The following is an 18,661-nucleotide window of genomic DNA, read 5'->3' as shown; positions in this document are numbered from 1 at the left end:
GTGCTGAAAAAATGGTCAATCTGCTGTTGGTTCAATCGATTAACAGCATTTTGGCTATTTTTGAAGCAAGTGAACGGCTCCTGACTTTACACGGCGCAAGTAGCTGTTTATAGTGCGCCTCATTACGGAAGTGTGGCCGAGTGGTTGAAGGCACCGGTCTTGAAAACCGGCGACCCGAAAGGGTTCTAGAGTTCGAATCTCTACGCTTCCGCCAGATACAGAAAAATCCCGCGATAGAAGTATCGCGGGATTTTTTTTGTGTATTATCTGGAGTCTTCCTGTCCGGCCTGGGCTTTGTCGCTGAGCCAGCCCATCATATATTCGGCGTAATGTGTGCTATCCAGCAGAGGCTTTGCTTGCACCCAGCCATCATTGACTTCTTTTTGCCAGGAGTCTCCCCAGCTGTTGATAACCTTCAGAACATCCAGACACTGATTTTTTTTGTCACAGAGCGTTTTGCTACCGCTAATGACAACGGTATGCAGCACCAGACATTTTTTGCCTTTTGTATTTTTATCAAGGCAAATACCTTCTAACACCAGCAGCCTGCCGCTGTTGAGTACCGTTTTAATGACCGCGATGGCTTCTTTATAGTTACCGTGTCCTGGTTTTTTATTCTGTCCGGTCTCTTTTCCCGAACTGCCAGGTGTTGTCGTGTCACCTCCCGCTGGCGGATAAACCGCGACATCCACCTTTCCGGCGTTCTCAAGCCACACTTTATTCGCGACCCGGTGGCATTTTATCGGCACGGTAAGTTTAACGACGAAGTCGCGATAAGTGGGTTCCCGCATGAGCCTGAGAAAACTGACCGACTGCTCTTTTATATTGGGGAATATTTTCTTTAATGTTGAGAATTCTGTTTGGTGAGTATTAAAAAAATCCTCAATGCACGCCTGACAATTAAAGTCTGTTTTTTGAGCGGTATTTGTGAGGTTTTTGTAAATGTTATAAACCTGATTCCACATCGTATATTCCCGAACGCCGCCATCATCGCTATTGGCGAAATCAGGCATCGTTTTATCTTTTTACGAGCACTCAAGTGATGGGTTACCGAACGCGTCATAGGCTGCATAATTTAAAGCATTTATTGCACTCCCGCCTTCATCTGCAAGAGGCTCATGACTTCTTGAATCCTCTTCGCCAAAAGGTTTTACCAGCCCGTAAGGTGAAAAGATTTTGTCTGGCGTATAGCGAGTACAATCCTCATGTAATTTGAGGCAGTTTTCCGCAGTAAGCACCACTGCCGCAGAGGCTGCGTAGCAGATCCCCCGACCTCTCTGCGCAGGTACTTTAGGTAAGTTAGTGACTTCAATCAGATCGCTTTGCACCGCATATTCTTTCGACGGTGGGGTGAATGCCGCAAATGAAGGATATTGAGCCGATGCTTCAGGCGGGATCAATAAAATAAACGCCAGAATAGCTAAGGTGTTGACCCTTTTCATATCGCCGAACCTTCTCTATGAGCACCGCTGTAAATAACGATGTTAGCGTATTGCTCGTTTTTTGCGCCATTGAGAGAGAAACCTTCGCGTTCGATAAATTCCTGCTTTACATGGCGCTAAGAGATGTTTATAGTGCGCGTCATTCTGGAAGCGTGGCCGAGCGGTTGAAGGCACCGGTCTTGAAAACCGGCGACCCGAAAGGGTTCTAGAGTTCGAATCTCTACGCTTCCGCCAAATAAAAAAAGGGGTTACCGAAAGGTAACCCCTTTTTGCTTTGGGGTCGTTTACCCTATCAGTCACATCGCCTACATTGTGAGGCGCGTATGACGCCATTCTCTTTACCCTGCTGCGCCGGGGCCGCGAACTGAGTTCCGGCGTTGTCTATTCGCCGTTTCACCGCATCACCTGTTGAGCAAGCCTGACAGCAGGCGATAAAAGCAGACCGTCTGCTCAGCGATAGTGAATATCTTGCCTGGTCGCAATGACCCTCCCTGGGAACTATCTGTTATGGATAGATTGCAACGCAGCGCCGTACTGCTTGTACACATTGATTAAAAGCAGAGGCCATTCCCGTGGTGGCATTCACTTCTGCCATTGAGATAAGCTTTCATATAGGGCTTTTATTGGCAAAGGTATTTGTCTGGTACAATTTCGGTACTGGAGCATCCGAACCGATCCGCCGGCACCTCCCGCAGTAAACAGATGCACTGCCCTGGTGCCGTCGCCGGTGAGGATAACATTGCGCGACCTTGAAACTAGCCGGAATTGTGACTAAATTCTAATTTGGTCATGAGTTGTCAATCAATGGCTATCACGCTAAGCTGAAAAAATGACTAAGAATATGAACGTCCCACCATCACGTGGTCCACTTGATCACAGCGTCCGAGAGCAAATTGTCGAAGCGGCTTTTGAGCATTTCGGCCATTACGGCTACGAAAAAACCACCGTGGCAGAGCTTGCTAAATCTATCGGTTTTTCAAAGTCCTATATCTATAAGTTTTTTGATTCCAAACAGGCTATCGGCGAGGTGATCTGCGCTAACCGCCTGTCGTTGATCATGGAGGCGGTCGATGCCGCAATTGCCGATGCGCCGTCAGCCAGCGAGAAACTCCGTCGTCTTTTCGGGGCGCTCACCGAAGCGGGGAGCGAACTGTTTTTCCACGATCGCAAGCTTTACGATATTGCCGCCGTCGCCGCGCGGGATAAGTGGCCTTCTACGGAAAAGTATGCAGAACATCTGATCAAGCTGATTGAGGGTATTCTGGTTGAAGGCAGGAAGAACGGGGAGTTTGAAAGGAAAACGCCGCTGGACGAAGCCACGCACGCGGTATATCTGGTGATGTGTCCTTTCGTTAACCCCGTTCAGCTGCAGTTTAATCTCGAAGCGGCTCCCAAAGCAGCGGTGCTGCTTTCCTCACTGATTTTAAGAAGCCTCGCCCCCTGACTAGTGACCATTGACTTTATTGGTCACTAGTCTGAGAATGCGGAAACTGTCCTGTTATTTTATTAAGGGTTTCCCATGCTCAGGCTTAATTCAGCCCGTTTTGCCGTTTGCCTCCTGCCGTTCATCCTGGGGGCCTGCGGCGACAATTCCGCTAATGACGATCCGCGCACGCGGCCGCCGCTTGTCAGAGCCGCGTCCGTTGAACTCGCGAACAATACTTCCCGGACCTTTACTGGCGTGGTGGTAGCAAGAACGCAAAGCGATCTTGGTTTCAGGGTGCAGGGTAAGATCCTCGAACGCTTTGTGGATACAGGCCAGACCGTTAAACGGGGTCAGCCGCTGATGCGACTGGACCCTGTCGACCTGAAGCTGCAGGCGCTGGCGCAGCAACAGGCCGTTGATGCCGCCAGGGCACGCGCAAGAAAAGCAATCAGTGATGAGGCGCGCTATCGTGGCCTCGTTGCCTCTGGCGCCGTCTCCGCGTCAGAGTATGACCAGATTAAAGCGGCGGCCGATTCTGCTAAAGCGGAGCTCAGCGCCGCCCAGGCTCAGGCAAACGTGGCGCAAAACGCGACGGGCTATGCCGTGCTGCTGGCCGATTCCGACGGCGTGGTGATGGAGACGCTCGGCGAACCCGGTCAGGTCGTCAGCGCCGGACAGGCGGTGATTCGGCTGGCGAGAGCGGGGCAGCGTGAGGCGCTGGTGCAGCTCCCGGAGACGTTGCGTCCCGCCATCGGCAGCGAAGCTCAGGCTACGCGCTATGGCAACGAAACCGAGCCCGTTATCGCCAGACTGCGGCTGCTTTCGGATTCGGCTGATACTGCGACCCGCACATTCGAGGCGCGGTACGTGCTGGAAGGCCCGCTGGCGAACGCTCCGCTGGGGTCGACCGTGACGCTGCAAATTCAAAAAAATAGCGGGGAACGCCCGGTGATGCAGGTTCCGCTGGCTTCTCTGTACGATTCGGGTAAAGGGCCCGGTATCTGGCGGATTTCTACACCGCCAACCAAGGTCGTCTGGCAGCCCGTAACGGTGCTAAGCGTAGGTGCGGAAGCTGTGCAGGTGACTGGCGATGTGCGGCCGGGCGAGAAGATTGTGGCGCTAGGGGCGCATCTTCTGCACGAAGGCGAGGCTGTGCGACTTGCTGAACAACGCGATGCTGCCCATGCGGGGAGCAAACCATGAGCGCAAAACGCTTCAATCTGTCCGCGCTGGCGGTGCGCGAGCGCTCGATCACCCTGTTTTTGATTATTCTGATTACGATTGCCGGTATTTATTCGTTTTTTGGCCTTGGACGAGCGGAAGATCCGCCCTTTACGGTCAAGCAGATGACCATTATCAGCGTCTGGCCCGGGGCGACCGCGCAGGAAATCCAGGATCAGGTTGCCGAGCCGCTGGAAAAACGTCTGCAGGAGCTCAAATGGTATGACCGTACGGAAACCTATACCCGCCCCGGCATGGCCTTTATCACGCTCTCATTACAGGACAGTACGCCGCCATCCCAGGTGCAGGAAGAGTTCTATCAGGCGCGAAAAAAGCTGGGGGATGAAGCCAAAAATCTCCCCGCCGGCGTGATAGGGCCGATGATCAATGATGAATTCTCCGACGTCACTTTCGCGCTTTTTGCGCTGAAAGCGAAAGGGGAGCCGCAGCGCCTGTTGGTTCGTGATGCCGAAACATTACGCCAGCAGCTCCTGCACGTCCCTGGCGTGAAGAAAGTCAATATTATCGGCGAGCAGGCGGAACGCATTTATATCTCCTTCTCGCATGCGCGTTTGGCTACGATAGGGCTCTCTCCGCAGGATATTTTCAATGCGCTTAACAGCCAGAACGTCTTAACCCCGGCGGGTTCAATTGAGACTCGCGGCGCGCAGATCTTTATCCGCCTCGATGGCGCTTTCGATGAATTGCAGAAGATCCGCGATACGCCATTTATCGCTCAGGGCAAAACGCTCAAGCTGTCCGACGTGGCAACGGTTGAACGCGGTTATGAAGACCCTCCCACTCTGCAGATTCGTAACCAGTCTGAACCGGCGCTGCTGCTCGGTATTGTCATGCGCGAAGGCTGGAATGGCCTGGCGTTAGGTAAAGCGCTGGATGCCGAAGCGGCAAAAATCAATGCGGCTATGCCGCTGGGGATGACCCTGACGAAAGTCACCGATCAGTCGGTGAATATCAGTGCGTCGGTCGACGAGTTCATGCTCAAATTCTTCGCCGCCCTGCTGGTCGTGATGATGGTCTGTTTTGTCAGCATGGGGTGGCGCGTGGGCGTGGTGGTCGCGGCGGCGGTCCCCCTGACGCTGGCGATTGTTTTTGTGGTGATGGAAGCCTCCGGTATCAACTTTGACCGCGTCACCCTGGGCTCGCTTATTCTTGCTCTCGGCCTGCTGGTCGATGATGCCATTATCGCCATCGAAATGATGGTGGTGAAAATGGAGGAGGGCTACGACAGAATTAAAGCTTCGGCCTACGCCTGGAGCCATACCGCCGCGCCAATGCTGGCAGGAACTCTGGTGACCGCCATTGGTTTTATGCCTAATGGTTTTGCGCAGTCTACCGCTGGAGAATACACCAGCAATATGTTCTGGATTGTCGGTCTCGCCCTGATCGCCTCGTGGTTGGTTGCCGTTGTTTTCACGCCGTATCTGGGCGTGAAGATGCTGCCGGATATTGCAAAAGTGGCAGGCGGCCATGCCGCTATCTATAACACGCCGCGCTATAACCGCTTCCGCCGTATGCTGGCCCGCGTTATCGCAAGCAAATGGGGTGTGGCCGGGTCCGTCGTCGCGATTTTCGTTTTGGCCGTTCTCGGAATGGGGCTGGTGAAAAAACAATTTTTCCCCACCTCTGACCGGCCGGAAGTTCTGGTCGAAGTGCAGATGCCCTATGGCACCTCTATTGGGCTGACCAGCGCAGCGGCGGCCAAAATAGAGGCGTGGTTGCAAAAACAGCCGGAAGCGAAAATGGTGACCGCCTACATTGGCCAGGGCTCACCGCGTTTTTATCTGGCGATGGCCCCCGAGCTACCCGACCCGTCGTTTGCCAGGATAGTGGTGTTGACGGACAGCCAGCAATCACGCGATGCGCTCAAACTCCGGCTGCGGGAAGCCGTCGCCAGCGGACTGGCGCCTGAAGCGCGCGTTCGCGTAACGCAACTGGTGTTTGGCCCGTATTCACCTTTCCCCGTGGCATGGCGGGTAATGGGGCCAGATAGCGATAAATTGCGCGACATCGCAGATAAGGTTGAGAGCGTGCTGCAGGCCAGCCCGATGATGAGGACCGTTAATACCGACTGGGGGCCGAAGGTACCCGCCTTACATTTCACCCTCGATCAGGACCGTCTGCAGGCAACCGGTTTAACGTCGAATGCCGTGGCCCAACAGCTCCAGTTCCTGTTATCGGGAATTCCCATTACCTCGGTACGGGAAGATATTCGCTCGGTGCAGGTCACGGGGCGCGCCGCCGGTGATATACGTCTGGACCCGGCGAAAATTGAGGGGTTTACCCTGGTGGGCAATGCGGGGCAGCGCATTCCTCTCGCACAAATCGGAAAGGTTGAGGTCAGAATGGAAGACCCGCTACTGCGTCGTCGCGATCGAACGCCGACCATTACCGTGCGCGGTGACATTGCCGACAACCTTCAGCCGCCGGACGTTTCTGCCGCCATCATGAAACAGCTACAGCCGATTGTTGATTCGCTCCCCCCTGGATACCGTATCGATATGGCGGGCTCGATTGAGGAATCGGGCAAAGCCACTCGGGCGATGGCGCCTTTATTCCCCATTATGATCGCCCTGACGCTGCTGGTCATCATTCTGCAGGTACGCTCCATGTCGGCCATGGTGATGGTGTTTCTTACCGCTCCGCTGGGGTTGGTCGGCGTGGTCCCTGCGCTGCTGCTTTTCAATCAGCCGTTTGGCATCAATGCCCTGGTCGGGTTGATCGCGCTTTCGGGCATTCTTATGCGTAATACGCTGATTCTTATCGGCCAAATTCATCATAACGAGAGGGAAGGCCTCGATCCGTACCATGCGGTGATAGAAGCTACGGTACAGCGGGCGAGGCCCGTGCTACTGACGGCAATGGCCGCTGTGCTGGCGTTTATTCCCCTGACCCATTCGGTGTTCTGGGGAACCCTCGCTTATACGCTGATTGGCGGAACGTTAGGGGGCACCATCATGACGCTGGTCTTCTTGCCGGCGATGTATGCTATCTGGTTCCGGATCCGTCCTGAGGTTCCGCCCCATTCGGCACGACAACAGGCGTAAACGGTAGTGCTTCGCATCGCGAGCGCCACGGCCAAAGAGGGGGAGGTGAGACGTCAGGCTCCCCCCCCCCCGAACAGGGGGTGATGTTTTTGTGATGCAAGTCATAAAATAACGTCCGGTTATTGTGATGTTACTTGCACGCAATGGATTTGAATTTGAATCAACCCGCGCTATCTCTGCGGGTTTTTTTTCTTCCCACGCTTGCTGACCGGCGATCGGCTACGGGTCAGACGGAATCAAGGGCAGAAAACCGCACCGACTTCATACCCATTTCAGCCAAAGCGCTCATGCCGCTTGCGGCGGGGAGTGACTCACCCATCGCTGGGGTATCGCTGGGCTATCGCTGGCTGAGCAGAGAGAACATTTGTCTGGCGCAGACTATTTGCCGTTGCCGGATAATGTGACCGCCCAGATGTCTTGCGCCATAGCTGGCTGCGTAAAACCCATTGGGCTTTCACTCCACGTCCTGCGATGGCGGGTTTATTCCCCGCTTTTTTCAGTGGCAGGACGTTGAAGGCAGCAAATTTTTCACCTTCCTGTCATCCGTTGCTATATGTAGTGCGGTTTGCGGCCACTAAAGAGTTGTTTCTCTTCCCGGCTGTCTTCGACATCAGGAATGACCTTTGCCTGGCCCTCTCTATCAGGTTACGTATTTCCCTGCCAACTTGTTGCGCCGGGTTTGCCACGATTTATCTTCCGGGTCTATGATGACTATGCAGGCATCATGTGCCGTCCAGGCAGGTTAAACACTGAGTAACAGGTGTTGTTATGGCCACCGATCCGGAACGAATTTATCTTGAGATCCTGGAAACTATCCTGATGGCCACGCTGGATCCCCAGCTGTGGAAACTCGCGCTGCAGAAGCTGTCGTTCCTCACCGGTCATCAGTACGCGGCATTACTTTTTTATGATAAAGGTAATGCGCATCTGATGACGGATTCATTCCTACTTGAAGAAAAGGTAGTTACGGCCTACCGGGATGTCTTTCTGGCCATTGACCCTGCCGAGAAAATACTGACGGGATTGCCTGTCGGACAGATGTACCGGGACAGGGAGTTTTTAGGCGATAAATTTATTGCGAACAGCATTTATTACAATGAATTTCATCACCCGAATGACCTGAATTATCTGACCAGTGTCAAGCTGTGTACCGTCAATGGTTATTCCACCTATTTATCGCTGATGACAGCCAACGATGCCGTCTATCCGCAGTCTGCACAATTTGACCTGTTTCAGCGCCTCATCCCGGCCTTAATGACCGCCAGCCAGCTTCACGCCAGATTTGAGCAACTTCGTGACACGATTAAGTATCAAACTGCCATTATGGACAACGGTATTTACCCGGTCTGGCTTGTGGATCGTAGTGGGAAAATTCTTTACGCCAGTGCCCATGCCGAAAGTTACCAACGTGCGAACGTCCGGTTAGCCTGGTCTGCCGGCGCTGATACACTCAGTCTGGATACCGACAGCAAAAAACTGAAACATGCCATCGAACAGGCCACGCGAACCGCGGAGCCACCCCGGGCAGGATTATGCTACACCGCCAGACGCCCGGCAAAACCGATTCTGGTTCTTCCGGCTTCCCGTATTCCCGGGGTAGCCTGCATTATCATTCCCGAGCCTTTCTTCAGCGGTAGCGCATTGATGGCGGTGTTTAATGTCAAACCCGCCGAAAATGCGGTGGCTGAACTGCTGGTCAGGGGGATGACCCCTGCTGAATGCGCCCTACATCTGGGCGTATCCATCACTACCATCAGAACTCATCTCAGTGCGCTGTACCGGAAAACGCATACCCGAAATCAGTCCGAATTGCTGCTTATTATCCGGGCCATTCACGGCTGATTTATTTCACTTACTCCTTCATATGAATGAGTGAGAATTGCATTATCGCCATTATACTCATGCTTATACGGCCGGGCAGATTTTACTTATCTTCATTAATGCCAGCGGCATATCGGTGTCTGTTTACGGGATGCGGTAATGATGTTTTAGCTTAGTCCGACAGTCCTGCTGTTTTTAGAATGCCAGGGTATATTTTTTGTCTGGAATTGCATGAAAAATATCCTGAAACTTCTTTCGTTCATCATTCTGACATTACTGCTCTCGGCGTGTGGTTCTGAATAGGTCGCGAAGCACGGAACAGCGGCATGGCAAAAATAAGTGAGATAACATCCTGTTGCAAAGGATGTATCTATATGAATGACTTTGTCTTCGCATGTCAATAATAAATGAAAGTGATATCGATGAGGAGTGTATTTATGTTTTCTCTCAAAACATACTGGTCAGCACATGCAATATTCTTGCTCTTTTTTTCTGCTGCCGTGCTGGCCGGGGAACCCTCAGCGCAGGGGCAGCATCTGTGTGGCGAGAATTACAGACTTATTTTCTCATCTATAATACTTTTTATTGTCATCTTTGGGACGCTGATTTCTATTTTAGTGATCCGCAACTCTCTTCCTGAAGAATGGTCTTTGGCCGATGCGCTTTCTGAAGATGTGGCGTTATCTGCCGTCTCTGAAGTTAAGGAAACAAAAAATGGCATTGATAGCGTGACAAAAACACCGCTTTATGACGCAGCAGGTAAACCTGTTCTGGAAACGGTCATGAAAGCCAGTTCGAGTCGGTTGATTGCGCTGATAGGGATGCTGGTTATTTTGTTTATGTTTGTTGGTTTTGGGTCCTTAATATTACTTGATTATGGTATGACTGGTGAAATATCAAGTCCTGAATCCGTTGGTGAGATTATTAAATTCCTGTCTGCCGGGATGACATTATTTGCACCATACCTGGTGAATAAGTTCTCTTCTCTGTTTCAGAGCTTATCCTCAAATAAATAGAGGCAAAACAGCGTCTCTGCAGTAATAAACCCATGAAGGAGAATATGATGGAGACTATGAACAAACGTATATTCATCACGACCCGCTATCCTGTCAGCGCGCAACATGGTCGCCCGCCCAGTGAGTTTCTGCAACAACTGGTCGAGACTCTGGATGCTTTACCCGATGATGTTTTTGCCGAAAATGAGCTTCATGATATCTATGCCGTCATGAAAGGGGTGCTTGGGCCTTACACCAGTCTTCAACACCGAAAAGCAGTGATGTGTGAAGTGCTTCGCGTGCAGGCGGGATTTGAATCGGACTGGCGCTGGGAAGCTGGCGTCGATCTGAGAAATCATCATTCCCGGACTCACATTGAAAGCGAAGAGACCGGAGCCTTTCAGGTCTCATTTGACAGTATTGGCACCAGGCAATCGGCACTGCTGGATTTTGCCAAACGGCATGGGATAGACACGGCTGAAACGTTCATTACCAAAATGAAAACCGACCACAGCCTGGCCGTGGAATATTGTGCCCGACTATTGCGTATCAGCACCGCCTGGTGCGGTACGATAAAAGACCCGGGTAAGGTTATCTCCCATGTGCGACGCGATGCCGTAGAGGAATTTCAGACATTTCTCTCGCCGCGAATAGCTTCCCAGACGCTATTCGCGGCAGGTATCGGGCCGCTCAGCGACAAAGAGAAAATGATCGAGGTGATGAATATTGCCAGAACGCCAGCTCGTTATGAAAAAGTACAGGAGGTCGCCGCGAGTGAGCTATTTAAGCTAACCCATGAGAGCTGGCCACATGATGGCTGTGCGCTAAATCTGGCTAATCTATTGCAGGAAGGTGGGATTGCCGTTCCCGATATTACGCAAGCATTAGCGTTGGGCAACTATCTTCACGATGAAAGAAAATGGGAAAAAATTCCTGTTGGTCAACAGCAAGCGGGAGATGTCGGTTCTACCTGCGGCCCGACGGCTCATCATGGTTATGATCATATTTATCTGGTGCTGGAACGTCAAGATAGCGACAAAATGGTGATTGTCGATAATCAAAAACCCCAGCCTCATGAACGACTCGCCAGCGGAAAGGGTAAAACACCCACGAAGTTCTTTTTGCGCCCGGTCTGAAGCAGCAAAACAAAGATCGACCCGATTAGCGCGTCGCGCCTCTCCCGGTGTGGCCGGGGAACCGTCAACGCCAGCGGAAGCACAAGTTGGCAACTGCATTATTTCAGCCGTTGCCGCACGGAACCCACGCGATATTTGGCGGTGGGTTCTCTACGCATCATTCGATGCTCAGCTTTCAGGGCATCTGCTCTACCTTGCTCGCCAGCAGCGTGCAGGGCGCGCAACCCCGATATATTATCGGGACTGCGAGAGCGGTTATTTATTTAACATCTTATTATAGACGTATAAATCCGTGTCGCGTACGAAGCCATTTTTCTCATACAGCGCTTGCGTATTATCCGTTGCGATACTGAGCATAATAAACGCCGGGTCGGACTCTTTGGCTAATTGCCCGGCGCGGGCGATTAGCGCTTCAGCAACTCCTTGTTTACGGGAGGAAGGATCAACAAATAAGTCATACAGTAACCAGATACGCTTCATTTCTAATGAGCAAAACAGCGGATACAGCTGCGTCAATCCCACGACTTTGTCGGCCACTTGAGCAAAGAAAATAGTCGATTCATTAAGCTGTAAGCGCTGCAGAATAAAATCACGCGCCTGTTCGCGCTATGTCGCGACATCATAAAATTCGCGATATGCCAGAAACAGGGGCAGGATTTTATCCCCATCCTTGGGTTGCGCCTGATAAATATTCATATTAAACCTTGTGACAAAGACCCATTATGGGATGCCGAATTATGCCACCGTAAATGCCAGCCCGGTGGCAAAACAAAATGCTGGCCATTTCACGCGCCGCGCTCGTTGTCTGTCCGGGGGATCATGCCGTCAGTGGAAAGACCTGCCGCTATCGTGGCGCAGATTCGCGCTTGTTGGCGTCGGCTAAACGGATGGTGTAGGATTTTTGTTCGCGGCAGAAATGCAACCGAGATCATATTTTTCATATTCTCTGCGAAAAAACGAACCTTTCTTAAGGTTTTTTTAATCTTTCATTTTTCATTGTTTTAAATAAAGCATTTTCAGATAAGAAAGCTATGCAGGGCAGTATTTTTAACTATTTTTATTTTATGGGAATTGTTTTCATTATCATTCCTATTTCTCTGTGTTTTAATCCTTTCCGGCCAGGCTATCGGCGGCCATTTGTCCATCAATACTAAGGATTAGCACATGAATTTTCGCCTGTCGTCTTATTGCTCCGCCGCGCTCGTCGCTGCTTCGGTGTTTCTTGCCCCTCAGGTCCTGGCGGCCGAAAGCGGTGAAGGCATTGTTGTCTATAACGCGCAGCATGAAAATCTGGTCAAGTCGTGGGTGGATGGCTTTACCAAAGAAACCGGTATTAAAGTGACTCTGCGTAACGGCGGCGATAGCGAGCTGGGAAATCAGCTGGTGCAGGAAGGCACGGCTTCACCGGCTGACGTTTTCCTGACGGAAAACTCCCCGTCTATGGTGCTGGTCGACAATGCAAAATTATTCGCGCCGCTGAATGCCGACACCTTAAGCCAGGTCGCGCCGGAATTCCGCCCTGAGCATGGCCGCTGGATCGGCATTGCCGCGCGTAGCACCGTTTTTGTCTATAACCCGGAAAAAATCAGTGAATCTCAGCTGCCGCATTCTCTGATGGATCTGGCGAAACCGGAATGGAAAGGGCGCTGGGCCGCTTCGCCATCGGGTGCTGATTTCCAGGCCATTGTCAGCGCGATGCTGGCGCTGAAGGGCGAGAAAGCCACGCTGGACTGGCTCAAAGCGATGAAAACCAACTTCGTGGCCTATAAAGGCAACAGCACCGTGATGAAGGCCGTCAATGCCGGGCAAATTGATGGCGGGGTGATTTACCACTACTACCGCTTTGTCGATCAGGCCAAAACCGGTGAGAACAGCAAAAACACCAAACTGTACTACTTCAAACATCAGGATCCGGGGGCTTTCGTGAGTATCTCCGGCGGTGGCGTGCTGGCCTCCAGCAAACACAAAGAGCAGGCCCAGGCCTTCATCAAATGGATCACCGGCAAGCAGGGCCAGGAGCAGCTGAGAACCAATAATGCATTTGAATATGCCGTGGGCGTTGATGCTGCCTCTAACCCGAAACTGACGCCGCTGAAAGCGCTGGATGCACCAAAGGTCGAGCCTTCTTCGCTGAACAGCAAAAAAGTTATCGAACTGATGACGCAAGCTGGCCTGCTGTGATCCCTCCGGTGAAGTGAATACCTTATGTCTGGTCTGAGTATTACACTCGGAAAAAAAGTACGACGCCTGCCCGAGCGCAGGCGTCCTGCATTTCCGATGGTTGCATTAGCGGTACTGTTTTCATTATTAGCCCTCCTCCCGCCGGGTTTTGTCGTTGCCGTGGGTATTGATACCGGCTGGGAGACCATTAAGGCGCTGGTGTTCCGTCCGCGCGTCGGGGAGCTGCTCAGCAATACGCTGTGGCTCAGCGCCCTGACCGTACCGGCGTGCATTGCGCTCGGCGTGACGGTCGCGTGGTTGACTGAACGCACGACCCTGGCGGGGCGGCAGGTCTGGTCGGCGCTGGCGGTTGCCCCGCTGGCGATACCGGCGTTTGTGCAGAGCTATGCCTGGGTCAGCGCGGTGCCATCGATGCACGGCCTCTCCTCCGGCGTGTTCCTCTCGGTGCTTGCCTACTATCCCTTTATCTATATGCCAGTAGCGGCGGTGCTTCGCCGCCTGGATCCGACGCTGGAAGACGTTGCTGCCTCGCTGGGTACGCCGCCGTGGCTGGTTTTTTTCCGCGTGGTGTTGCCGCAGCTGAAGCTGGCCATTTGCGGCGGCGCACTGCTGGTAGCGCTGCACCTGCTGGCGGAATACGGCCTGTATGCGATGATCCGTTTCGACACCTTTACGACCGCGATCTATGACCAGTTCCAGTCCACGTTCAGCGGCCCGGCGGCAAATATGCTGGCCGGCGTGCTGGCGCTATGCTGCCTGGCGTTCCTGCTGCTGGAGAGCGTCACCCGAGGCAAGGCGCGCTATGCCCGTATTGGCGCCGGGGCCGCGCGGGAGCAGAAACGCAAACAGATGAACATGATGGCGACCCTCGCAGCGCAGTCGCTGCTGTGTGCGCTGGTGCTGCTGGCGCTAGGGGTACCGCTGATGGTGCTGTGCCGCTGGCTGTGGTTGGGAGGCCTTGAAAACTGGATGAACGCCGACCTGTGGCTCTCTCTTCGCCAGACGCTCATGCTGGGGGCCAGCGGGGCGCTGCTGACGACCGCCTGCGGCATCCCCATCGCCTGGCTGGGGATTCGCTATCCGCATCGTCTGTTTCGTCTGCTTGAAGGGTGCAATTACATGACCAGTTCGCTGCCGGGGATCGTGACCGCGCTGGCGCTGGTTACGGTGACCATTCACTACGCCCGGCCCATCTATCAGACCGAAGTGACGCTGTTTCTGGCCTACCTGCTGATGTTTATGCCTCGTGCGCTGATCAATCTTCGCGCGGGAATCGCCCAGGCGCCGGTGGAGCTGGAAAACGTCGCGCGGAGTCTGGGAAGAAGCCCGGGGCGGGCGCTGTGGAGCATCACACTGCGTCTCGCCGCGCCAGGGGCGACGGCCGGGGCCGCTCTGGTCTTTCTCGGCGTCAGCAACGAACTGACCGCGACGCTGCTGCTTTCACCGCTGGGAACCCGTACGCTGGCCACCGGCTTTTGGGCATTAACCAGCGAGATAGATTATGTCGCTGCGGCGCCCTACGCGATGCTGATGATCGCGATTTCTCTACCGTTGACCGGTGTGCTCTATCACCAGTCGAAAAAAATTGCAGGTCTGTGAATGCTGGAATTAACCGCTATCTCAAAATCTTTTGCCGATGTGCAGGTGCTGGATAACCTTTTTCTGTCGGTGGCCCCCGGCAGCCGGACGGCCATCGTCGGGCCGTCCGGCTCCGGGAAAACAACGCTGCTGCGTATTCTCGCCGGCTTTGAAACGCCGGATGCCGGGCGCATCGTGATGCAGGGCCGGACGCTGTTTGATGAGGGGGTTTTTATTCCCGCCCATCAGCGCGGCATCGGTTTCGTTCCGCAGGAGGGAGCTTTGTTCCCGCACCTTAACGTCGCCGACAATATTGCCTGGGGCTTAGATTGCTCCCGGCAGGAGAAGCGCCGTCGGGTCGCGGCATTGATGGAGATGGTGTCGCTGGATGGGCAGCTGGCCACGCACTGGCCGCATGAAATTTCCGGCGGCCAGCAGCAGCGCGTGGCCCTCGCCCGGGCGCTGGCGCAGCGGCCATCGCTGATGCTGCTGGATGAACCTTTTTCCGCCCTCGATACCGGGCTTCGTGCCACCACGCGAAAGGCGACGGCAGACCTGCTTGCCCAGGCCGGCGTCGCCTCGATTCTGGTGACCCATGACCAGAATGAAGCGCTGTCGTTTGCCAGCCAGGTCGCGGTCATGCGTCAGGGGCGCTTTACCCAGGTGGGCACCCCGTTTGAGGTCTATTCGCGGCCCGCCGATGAAGCCACGGCACTGTTTCTGGGCGATGCGCTGGTGCTGCCTGCCGAGCTTCATGGCGGGCGGGCGCAGTGCGCGATTGGCGCGCTGCTTACCGATAATGACGACGCGACGGGGCAGGGGCGGGTGATGCTGCGTCCGGAACAATTGATGATTACGCCTTGCCAGAATGAGGAGAGTGCCGTCACCATCCTCGACGTTGATTTTTCCGGCCATCTGTCGACCTTAACGCTGGCGATCGCCCAGCAGACGCTGACCCTGAAAACCGTCAGCCGGGCGGACTGGGTACCGGGCCGCCGGGTACATATTGAGGTCAGCGGGAAAGGGCGGGTATTTATTCCTTAATAAATAAAAATCGCGCCAGGCTATTTCTGGCGTCATTTATTCTACCGGCGACCGTGACGTGGATGAATAATATCGACACGCACGGTTTGGCGGCTAAAAATGCTGCGTCCGGATCTCTGTCCGCTATCCACGCCGCATTTCCGCGCCCGTCATGCCGGCGTACAGGCAACCGTTAGTCCTTGAGTTAACTGAATGAATCGATTAATGTGAGTCGTCGTTCATCCTTTGCACGTGCCGTGGGCCCTCTGAATAACTAAAAATACGAATAAGATAACACGCACTTCCTCTTTGCTATCGGTGAAGCGTAACGGCGTGCGCGGTAATGCAAAATAATAGAATAATGATTGTGCTGGAGTTCATATGTGGACTGTGATTGGCATTTTTTTCGTTCTGGTTGTTATCGGCAATTTAATAAAGAAAAAAGAAACGCCCCCTACTAAAACAGGTAGTCGGGTAGCCGAACCGTTGGTTGACGTTGAAAAACGGAAAGCCTGTACCCGGCAGGTTGATCCGCTCAAGCCGCTGACGAAGCCGCGAATGCTTTTGGGTGACATACCGACGGATGACAAAGCGCCGCGCCCGTTAATGGTCGATGTAAATAATACTGCGCCCGGTATTACGATGGCGGAAGCGCTGAATCTTATTATGTATATCGACGGCTTTAAAGAATATATGTTAACGCGCTATGCAATTACGGGGTTAACTCACCTGGCACCGGCTTATATGTCCGATGTCCACGATGATTTCATGCGCTTAATTGCGAATAAACCCTTCTATGCGATTCAGCAATTTAACTGGGCACGAGTCATTGATTTTTCCTCCACCCGGCGGCGAAATATTTCTTCGCTGTATCACTTTAGTCATCTGTCAAATCTGAGAAGCATATTTAAATCTGGGATTATTAGCCGCCAAAGACTCGAAGAGGGCGGGCACAGTTTTCACTATAATGACGAACTGCGGCTGGAAGGGGTGCGAGATGCTATTTCCCTCTCGTTAGGTGAGGTGAATAAAAAAATGCTCTACAAATATTCCAACGGGCTGCGCGATCGCGACTGGGTAATCCTCAAAATAAAAAAAGAGTTGATTAGCGGACCCACCCAACCTTCATTCGATCATCGGGCTTTGCTCAAGCGGGCCATTTTTTGCCACCGCAACGCGGCGTCTTCCTCCGTCAGAGCTATCAGCGTGGAGCAGCGGCAAAAACATCAGGCTTTCCAGGCGATGTTTTGCGGTGATAATCATGAAGATTCCGGCGATCGTCCGTATGATATCCAGGCCGAAATTTTATATTCTGGCGAGATTCCCGCCTGGTTTATTAGTGACGTTGTTTTTTATTCCGCGGATAAGATCCCGCCGTGGTTACGCGACTATGCGGTGAACATCGTGGTTGATCCTTCACATTTTTCTTTCAGGTGAGTTTATGGCCGTTCGTCCCGTCTTTATCCCGACCCGAGAAGGGGAGGCGCTGGTGGACATCGTTAACGTGGATTTCAGCTGGTCACCGGGTCTGGCGGTCAGTCAGAAACAAAAGTCGATTGCCGCGCTGCATGACGGTTACGCGCAGATGTCGCCGGGAGCAAAGATTCTTGAAGTATCCAGTAAATCTCCGGATGCACTGGGCGTTCAGCTCAGCGCCTTTAACATGGGCGTCGGTAGCCTCGGCGGACAATTTATCAGCGTGGAATCGCTGTTCCAGTCTTCGAAAGTGTTTACCGATAGCGGAACGTTACGCGGGCCCTTTCGCGAGCTGATGCGCAAGGCGCCAAAAGAGGCCAGGCGCGCAGAACTGCTCAAAACGTCGGGTCGCTTAGCCCACTTTTCCTTTCAGCCCACTGAGGCGCGTGAACCGGTTATCTGGCCGCTGGAGCCGAAAACCGCCTTCTATGACTGGCTGTATCTCAATGCGCTGTACCACTCGCCTTGTAAAGAACAGGTGCTGAACTATTCGGCCTTTACCGACATCGAGTTTAATCCCATGAAATCGGTCAACTGCCAGGCCTACTCCGTGGCGCTGTGGTGTGCGCTACGCCAGCGGCAATTGTTAACAGCGGCAATTCCCCCGCGAGATGCGTTCATCGCACTGATCGAACGCTTCACCATTCACAACACCAGCGATGGCGATCTCCGCAATATGTCTCTTTTCTAAGTAATCAGGAGCGATGATGGCAAGTCAACTACCCAATGGCGATATCCCTGTGCCGACTTCTTCTGCGGCAGAGACCTTTGACGATATACCGCAGGTGCGTAAGCAGGCGATTCGCGAAGAGGTGATGGGCGACTATTACGCCCGCCTCCAGGCGGTGAAAAAAGCGGTGGATGCGATGACCATTACCCAGCGCGAAATGTTTCACCGTAGCCTGACGGAGACGCTGGCATTGCTGTCGGTCGGGGAGACGAAAAAATGAACGAGAACAAAATCCTGGCCGCCGTTGCCGAATCCCTTAATAAAACCCACGACGCCATCAACCAGGCCAATAATGCGCTCGGAACGCTGGCACGCGAGTATTTGTATCGCTCAATGCTGGAAAGCGCCCTCTCCGGAGAGCTGATTGCTATGGAAGCCGCATTGAAATCGGTGCAGGAGCGTATCCAGCGTCAGGAAAAACAAGAGGCGATGCTGGCGGGAATGGATCCCCAAAATCGGCAGACGTTTAACGCGCTGTATGAAGAAAACAGGGCCAGATACGCCCGGCTGCTGAATGAAAAACGCCCCGGAAAGTAAGCCGCCATGGCCGCATTCGGGCGGTGAAAA

General features: G+C 53.4%; 15 protein-coding genes, 2 tRNA genes and 2 pseudogenes. 16 read left to right on the top strand and 3 right to left on the bottom strand.

Features of this window, described 5'->3' with window-relative positions; translation table 11 throughout:
- Nucleotides 1-126: 126 nt before the first annotated feature.
- Nucleotides 127-214: transfer RNA gene (locus tag AC007G_RS22350), tRNA-Ser, on the top strand.
- Between the two features lie 49 nt (nucleotides 215-263).
- On the opposite strand, the gene AC007G_RS22345 is transcribed toward AC007G_RS22350, so the two are convergent.
- Both AC007G_RS22345 and AC007G_RS22340 read right to left on the bottom strand, forming a co-directional pair.
- The gene (locus tag AC007G_RS22345; RefSeq protein ID WP_260612541.1) at nucleotides 264-1,013 is read right to left on the bottom strand and encodes a hypothetical protein; all 750 of its coding nucleotides are present in this window, start codon (nucleotides 1,011-1,013) and stop codon (nucleotides 264-266) included.
- Nucleotides 1,014-1,025: 12 nt separating this feature from the next.
- Entirely contained in the window at nucleotides 1,026-1,442 is a 417-nt protein-coding gene (locus AC007G_RS22340) for a hypothetical protein (protein ID WP_479466671.1), read from the bottom strand.
- 146 nt (nucleotides 1,443-1,588) lie between these two features.
- On the opposite strand from AC007G_RS22340, the gene AC007G_RS22335 reads away from it, so the two are divergent.
- The 8 genes and pseudogenes from AC007G_RS22335 to AC007G_RS22300 all read left to right on the top strand — a co-directional run bounded on the left by AC007G_RS22335 (nucleotide 1,589) and on the right by AC007G_RS22300 (nucleotide 11,106).
- Nucleotides 1,589-1,676, top strand: a tRNA-Ser gene (locus AC007G_RS22335).
- Between the two features lie 595 nt (nucleotides 1,677-2,271).
- Nucleotides 2,272-2,886 carry a TetR/AcrR family transcriptional regulator gene (locus tag AC007G_RS22330; RefSeq protein WP_032695682.1) on the top strand — a complete coding sequence of 205 codons (615 nt, stop codon included), beginning with the start codon at nucleotides 2,272-2,274 and terminating at the stop codon, nucleotides 2,884-2,886.
- A gap of 75 nt (nucleotides 2,887-2,961) precedes the next feature.
- Entirely contained in the window at nucleotides 2,962-4,071 is a 1,110-nt protein-coding gene (locus AC007G_RS22325) for an efflux RND transporter periplasmic adaptor subunit (protein ID WP_032695684.1), read from the top strand.
- Complete coding sequence (locus AC007G_RS22320; RefSeq protein ID WP_032700357.1) at nucleotides 4,068-7,154, top strand: efflux RND transporter permease subunit; 3,087 nt, start codon at nucleotides 4,068-4,070, stop codon at nucleotides 7,152-7,154. The genes AC007G_RS22325 and AC007G_RS22320 overlap by 4 nt, the downstream gene beginning before the upstream one ends.
- 768 nt (nucleotides 7,155-7,922) lie before the next feature.
- Nucleotides 7,923-8,036: pseudogene (locus AC007G_RS22315) on the top strand (helix-turn-helix transcriptional regulator); the annotation flags it as partial.
- A gap of 48 nt (nucleotides 8,037-8,084) precedes the next feature.
- Nucleotides 8,085-8,996: a helix-turn-helix transcriptional regulator gene (locus tag AC007G_RS22310; RefSeq protein ID WP_373865650.1), complete on the top strand. Its 912-nt coding sequence runs from the start codon at nucleotides 8,085-8,087 to the stop codon at nucleotides 8,994-8,996.
- A gap of 416 nt (nucleotides 8,997-9,412) precedes the next feature.
- Nucleotides 9,413-9,991 carry a hypothetical protein gene (locus AC007G_RS22305; RefSeq protein WP_142630397.1) on the top strand — a complete coding sequence of 193 codons (579 nt, stop codon included), beginning with the start codon at nucleotides 9,413-9,415 and terminating at the stop codon, nucleotides 9,989-9,991.
- Between the two features lie 44 nt (nucleotides 9,992-10,035).
- On the top strand, nucleotides 10,036-11,106 hold the full coding sequence (locus AC007G_RS22300) for a hypothetical protein (RefSeq protein ID WP_223525942.1): 1,071 nt from the start codon (nucleotides 10,036-10,038) through the stop codon (nucleotides 11,104-11,106).
- 255 nt (nucleotides 11,107-11,361) lie between these two features.
- On the opposite strand, the pseudogene AC007G_RS22295 reads toward AC007G_RS22300, so the two are convergent.
- Nucleotides 11,362-11,802, bottom strand: a pseudogene (locus tag AC007G_RS22295) (GNAT family N-acetyltransferase).
- A 468-nt stretch (nucleotides 11,803-12,270) separates the two neighbouring features.
- On the opposite strand from AC007G_RS22295, the gene AC007G_RS22290 reads away from it, so the two are divergent.
- The 7 genes from AC007G_RS22290 (at nucleotide 12,271) to AC007G_RS22260 (ending at nucleotide 18,631) form a co-directional block, all read left to right on the top strand.
- Nucleotides 12,271-13,287 (top strand): iron ABC transporter substrate-binding protein, encoded by a 1,017-nt coding sequence (locus tag AC007G_RS22290; RefSeq protein ID WP_032688471.1) that lies wholly within the window; start codon nucleotides 12,271-12,273, stop codon nucleotides 13,285-13,287.
- Between the two features lie 24 nt (nucleotides 13,288-13,311).
- On the top strand, nucleotides 13,312-14,886 hold the full coding sequence (locus AC007G_RS22285; RefSeq protein WP_180888609.1) for an ABC transporter permease: 1,575 nt from the start codon (nucleotides 13,312-13,314) through the stop codon (nucleotides 14,884-14,886).
- Nucleotides 14,887-15,909 carry an ABC transporter ATP-binding protein gene (locus tag AC007G_RS22280; protein WP_032695690.1) on the top strand — a complete coding sequence of 341 codons (1,023 nt, stop codon included), beginning with the start codon at nucleotides 14,887-14,889 and terminating at the stop codon, nucleotides 15,907-15,909.
- A 360-nt stretch (nucleotides 15,910-16,269) separates the two neighbouring features.
- The gene (locus tag AC007G_RS22275; protein ID WP_032695691.1) at nucleotides 16,270-17,325 is read left to right on the top strand and encodes a DarT ssDNA thymidine ADP-ribosyltransferase family protein; all 1,056 of its coding nucleotides are present in this window, start codon (nucleotides 16,270-16,272) and stop codon (nucleotides 17,323-17,325) included.
- A gap of 4 nt (nucleotides 17,326-17,329) precedes the next feature.
- The gene (locus AC007G_RS22270; RefSeq protein WP_032688468.1) at nucleotides 17,330-18,055 is read left to right on the top strand and encodes a DarT1-associated NADAR antitoxin family protein; all 726 of its coding nucleotides are present in this window, start codon (nucleotides 17,330-17,332) and stop codon (nucleotides 18,053-18,055) included.
- 13 nt (nucleotides 18,056-18,068) lie between these two features.
- On the top strand, nucleotides 18,069-18,314 hold the full coding sequence (locus AC007G_RS22265; protein WP_241950726.1) for a hypothetical protein: 246 nt from the start codon (nucleotides 18,069-18,071) through the stop codon (nucleotides 18,312-18,314).
- Nucleotides 18,311-18,631: a hypothetical protein gene (locus AC007G_RS22260; RefSeq protein WP_032688466.1), complete on the top strand. Its 321-nt coding sequence runs from the start codon at nucleotides 18,311-18,313 to the stop codon at nucleotides 18,629-18,631. The genes AC007G_RS22265 and AC007G_RS22260 overlap by 4 nt, the downstream gene beginning before the upstream one ends.
- Nucleotides 18,632-18,661: the final 30 nt, after the last annotated feature.

Source organism: Klebsiella sp. CSG-1 (assembly GCF_056521145.1).
Note: the sequence above shows the minus strand (reverse complement) of the source record. Positions and strands in the feature narration are given on the sequence as shown.